Consider the following 4,979-nt stretch of genomic DNA (forward strand, 5'->3'; position numbering starts at 1 on the left):
TATTGACGAATACAGTAGCCCTAAATTAACTGTGAGAAAATAATAGTGTTTTGAATGTAACCAAGTATTGGGCAGGGCTATTTCATTCTAGACATAAACCACCCGGAACTGAAGTTCCTGGCTCATAGCTGAAGTCTGTTAAAACGGACTATAATCCAATACGGTTCACTTAATCTTTTTTTTACGAACCGCAGAGGCGCAGAGAACACAGAGAGAAGGAGAAGGAGGAAATGCTTAACCTAAGCGGATTGGATTATAATCTTTTTTCAGTCGTCTTGAGACGACTTTTGCTATTAGACTCAGAATTAATTCTGAGGCGGGCTAGATGAGAATGAAATGGCCCTGGAATTCTTCTTCAATTTCTTGTTTCATCCTGCAACATCTAACTGCTGATGATTGAGATAATAATAATGTCCCCGCTTGGCCATCAACTCTTGGTGAGTCCCACTCTCAATCAACACGCCTCTATCCAGCACTAAAATCAAATTTGCATTCCGCACTGTTGAAAGGCGATGGGCGATTATTAAGGTGGTTCTACCCTGAAGAATTGTGTTTAAATTGGTCTGAATAACCCTTTCTGATTCTGCATCTAGATGGGAAGTAGCCTCATCCAAAATCAACAGCTTGGGATTACCTAACAACGCCTTAGCGATCGCAATTCTTTGGCGCTGTCCTCCAGATAACATCCCCCCTCCTTCACCAATCTGGCTTTCATAACCCATCGGTAAATTTTTAATAAACTCGTCAGCACCCGCCAATCGCGCTGCCTCAATAATCTCTGCTAAAGTTGCCCCAGGATGTGCCAAGCTAATATTTTCCCGAATGGTTCCGCCAAACAAAAAGGTATCTTGGTCAACTACCCCAACCTGCTCGCGTAGAGAACGCAAGGAAAGGCTGGTAATATCCTGCCCATCAATCAAAACTTTGCCATCTGTGGGGGGATATAACCCCAAAACCAGCTTAGAAATTGTGGTTTTACCTGAACCACTGCGTCCTACCAAAGCAACCATTTCCCCACTTTGTACTTCAAAACTGAGGTTTTGTAAAACATTGATATCGCTTTCAGGGTGATAGCGAAATGTGACGTTTTCAAAGCGAATGTTACCTTGAATTGCTGGTAAAGATTGCCGCACCTGCTGCTGCAAATCCTCTTCTGGTTCCGTATCCAACACATCATTAATGCGTTCGACGGCAATCACCACTTCTTGCAATTGATTCCACAAAACTGTTAATCGTTGGAAGGGTGTAATAATATTTCCCAACAACATATTAAATGCTACTAATTGCCCAATGGTTAGCTGGTTGTGAATCACTTGGTATGCTCCAAACCACAGCAAGATGGTAGTGATCACTGCTTCAATTGTGTTGCTAAATATTTGCAGACGATTGCTGATAATTTGCCCGGAAAAGTTAGTTTTTATTTCCTTACTTAATAACTCTTCCCAATGCCAACGCACTGTCTGTTCCACCGCCGTGGATTTAACTGTTCGTATACCAGAAAGAGCTTCAATTAGATAGCTACTTTCTTTAGCAACAGCATTAAAGATTTCGCGAGAAATCTTTTGTAAAAAAGGGGTGGCAATCAATGCCAGCAGGAAAAAAGGCGGTACAATCACCAAGACCAGCAACGCCATTTTCCAACTGTACCAAAACATCAATCCTAAATAGATAACGACAGTGAGTAAATCTAGGAGGATGGACAACGCCTCGCCGGAGAGGAACCGTTGAATTTTGCGGTTTTCCTGGACACGAGAGATAATATCCCCCACATAACGCGACTCAAAGTAACTCAAGGGTAGCCGCAACGTATGGCGAATAAATCCCACAATCAGTGCTAAATCGAGCTTATTGGCTGTGTGGTCTAACAAATATTGCCGCAACCCTGTCATCGCTACACGGAATAAACTAAAAATTAGTAACCCTAACCCCACCGCCGTTAAGGTTAATTCCGAACGCTGCACTACCACTCGGTCTAAAATTAACTGCGTGAATAGAGGGGTAACAAGTCCAAATATCTGAATAAAGACCGAAGCGACAAACACTTCCAGAATTACCAAAGAGTGAGGCTTCATCAACTCAAAGAATTGCCAAAAGGGGGTGGAAGTCTCTTTGGTGTCCTTGAGCATGGCTGTGGGTTGCAGCAGCAGTGCGTAACCAGTCCAGTTGGCTTTAAATTCGGCGTGGCTGAAGGTGCGTTGTCCAATGGCGGGGTCGCCGACAATGACGTGTTTGGGAGTAATTTGGTAGACAACGATGTAATGTTTACCTTCCCAGTGAGCGATCGCAGGTAATTTTTGCTTCGCCAATTGGTCAAGACTCGCTTTCACCGGTCGTGTGGTAAACCCAATACTTTCCGCCGCCGCCGATAACCCCCGCAGCGATGAGCCATTGCGGTCAACATTGGCTATATCCCGCAAGCGATTTACACTAAAGTTTTTCCCCCAATAGCGAGACACCATTACTAAACAAGCTGCACCGCAATCCGATCCACTCTGTTGGGCAAAATACGGATAGCGTCGAATCACACGCTGTAATAAATGCCCGACTCGCTGCGTGGAGTTGGGAAAATAAGCTTTGCTAATCTTTTTCTCGCGTAACTCTACTGCTGGCGTTGACAAAATATTCGTTTCATGCAGTCGGTTGAACTCAGATGGTAGTAGTGGGGCGTTATCTGAGTCCACCTGTTGGGGGTTACGCGATCGCGCCCTAGCCCACAAATGCTCCCGAATTTGGGGATATTTAGCCATCAATGGCCACAACACTTCACCAGGAACAAAGCACAGTTGCAAGTTGACTGAAGCCCTCGCTGCATAAGGTTTAAAGTCACCCTTCTTAAACAAGGTAAATTCCCCAAAAGAGTCTCCCGCTTCCAAAGTGGCGATTAACTCATCGGTACTATCTAGCAATCTGACCTTACCAGCGATCGCAATATAGATTCCTGGTTGAACATGAGCTCCTTGCCAGAATTTGCCGACTCTGGGATTAATAAATTTACCTTGTTGAAGACAGTGTTGAAATTCCTGTGTGGAAAGAGAATAACCCAGAGTATTGTTGAACTGTTGCAGAGAAAGCAACTGAGCGGATATATCTTGCGCCATAAACGTCTACATCTTTTCCTAATTTTGCAAAGTTAACAAGTAACAATTCCGAATGATCGGGAAGAGTTATCGATTTCAGGTCACTAATCAAAATTTTGGAACTATGAGCCTGTTCAGCGCTGCTTTGTTCAGCATTACTGGGTTTTGGTAGTGTGGATAACCCCATCTGTTTTAGCAGTCGGTTCAGATGGCGATCGCTCACCTCAATCCCAAATTCTTTTGCCAGATGTTTCCCCAACCAGTTTGTTGTCCACCGTCGAAAAACATAGCCATAATCGCGGGGACTGCTATTAACCAATTCTTTCAAACGTTCTAAATACTGGTCATTTATTGCTTTCGGGCGACCAATGGGACAATCTTGCCATTGGTGCGCCATCCCAGCCTGGGCTATGTGCATCCAATACCGTGCTGTTGCTGGACAACACCCCAAAATTTGACAAATTGACCTTTGAGTTTTTCCCTCATCTGCCAACAACATGATTTCAATACGTTGTCGATAAGATTCAGGTAAGCTTTGTTCCAAACTTTCTAACAGTAATTTCCTCTGAAAAGATGTTAAATACTTACTGTCAGTCACACTTGTATATTTTGTTTCGATTTTAGTTTGGCAGTGGGACATAGGCGTACAATTGACTAGTTTTTGAGACATAGGAATCTCTAGGAATTGATGCATAATTTGCTAATTACTCCTAATTTAAGTACAAATGAGTAGAAATACGCAAAAGCTAATCTTTCCTTGTATTTGTAATAATTACCACATTTTGTTATTTATTTCATGCAAGAAACTTCCTTTTATTACAGCAGTTTTCATGTATTTAGACTACAATTATGAGACCTAACCCCCCCAGCCCCTTCCCTACAAAGGTTTTAAGCTTATTTACGTTTCGTAACATACTTGACTTTTTTCGTACCAACGTACTTAACTGGTGAAGACTTAAATCCAAGAGTTGAACCACATTCGCAGCTTATAATCGTTAGGGGAGAGGGGTAAGCCTAAATAAATGGGCATCCAGAAAATAAAAGCAACCAGAATGATAAAAGTAATGGTGACACCTAGCGCCCTCAGTTGTTGATAATAACTGCGAAGACACTGATCAACAAACCAAGCGATCGCTAAAAATACAAACACCACTGCACACATATAGTGGTAGATGAAAACGCATCTCGTCACTTTCACCCAAGGTAATAAGTTAGCAGCATAATTTATTACTAAATACAGGGCAATCCAAGTATCAACACTAAGAGTTGCTCTAAAAGAAAAACGCTTTTCCTCGACCCAAGGAATTACGACTTTGGACACCAACATTGCTACTAAAAACAACATTGCAGCAACACCGAACCACGACAAAAATGGATTGCCCATTGCATGGACATCATAAATAACTTGTCCAGCACCAGGAGGCAAAGGCGGCCCCATTACAGGTAAAGATTCAGTGATACTTTTAGCCGTTTCATAATAATATGCCATTGGTCGAGTCATCAACGGCCATTTGTACCAGGCAGCACAGTAAGGATGCACGTCAGCACTATTGCCACCTAAATCTAAGTGAAACTTCAAAATCTGCCGATGTACTGCAATAAATCCATATGTTTTATCTAATTGAAGGTGGGGAATCCAGATGATGCTGTAGATAAAAGCTGGGATAATTCCTAGATAAAACAGCATCTGAAAAATGTTTATCTGAGTTAAGTTTTGTAGTGGTGTATGAGATGATGGAGAATAAGTACTAACTCCTGATTCCTTCGATAAGTGGGATATTGTTGTTCGTCATAGAACGCATCACCCGTACAGCGAAATAATTCTCTGTTAATTTCTTGCCACTGTGCGTTAACTACATTGATTTGTTGCGCCATCAATGCCCAAGTGCAATAGTTTACAGT

Annotated in this window: 3 protein-coding genes and 1 pseudogene; all 4 read right to left on the reverse strand. The window is 42.4% G+C overall.

Annotation, left to right across the window (positions count from 1 at the left end):
• Window positions 1-368: 368 nt before the first annotated feature.
• On the reverse strand, window positions 369-3,098 hold the full coding sequence (locus LC605_RS30890; RefSeq protein ID WP_229551225.1) for a peptidase domain-containing ABC transporter: 2,730 nt from the start codon (window positions 3,096-3,098) through the stop codon (window positions 369-371).
• On the reverse strand, window positions 2,992-3,747 hold the full coding sequence (locus LC605_RS30895) for a helix-turn-helix domain-containing protein (RefSeq protein ID WP_306426892.1): 756 nt from the start codon (window positions 3,745-3,747) through the stop codon (window positions 2,992-2,994). The genes LC605_RS30890 and LC605_RS30895 overlap by 107 nt, the downstream gene beginning before the upstream one ends.
• 285 nt (window positions 3,748-4,032) lie before the next feature.
• A pseudogene (locus LC605_RS30900) lies at window positions 4,033-4,803 on the reverse strand (dolichyl-phosphate-mannose--protein O-mannosyl transferase); the annotation flags it as partial.
• A partial coding sequence (locus LC605_RS30905; protein WP_229551226.1) for a hypothetical protein occupies window positions 4,785-4,979 on the reverse strand: 195 nt, incomplete at its 5' end. The pseudogene LC605_RS30900 and the gene LC605_RS30905, both read right to left, overlap by 19 nt.

The sequence above is a fragment of the Nostoc sp. CHAB 5836 genome (genome assembly GCF_020829445.1).
In the GTDB taxonomy this organism is placed as follows: domain Bacteria; phylum Cyanobacteriota; class Cyanobacteriia; order Cyanobacteriales; family Nostocaceae; genus Nostoc.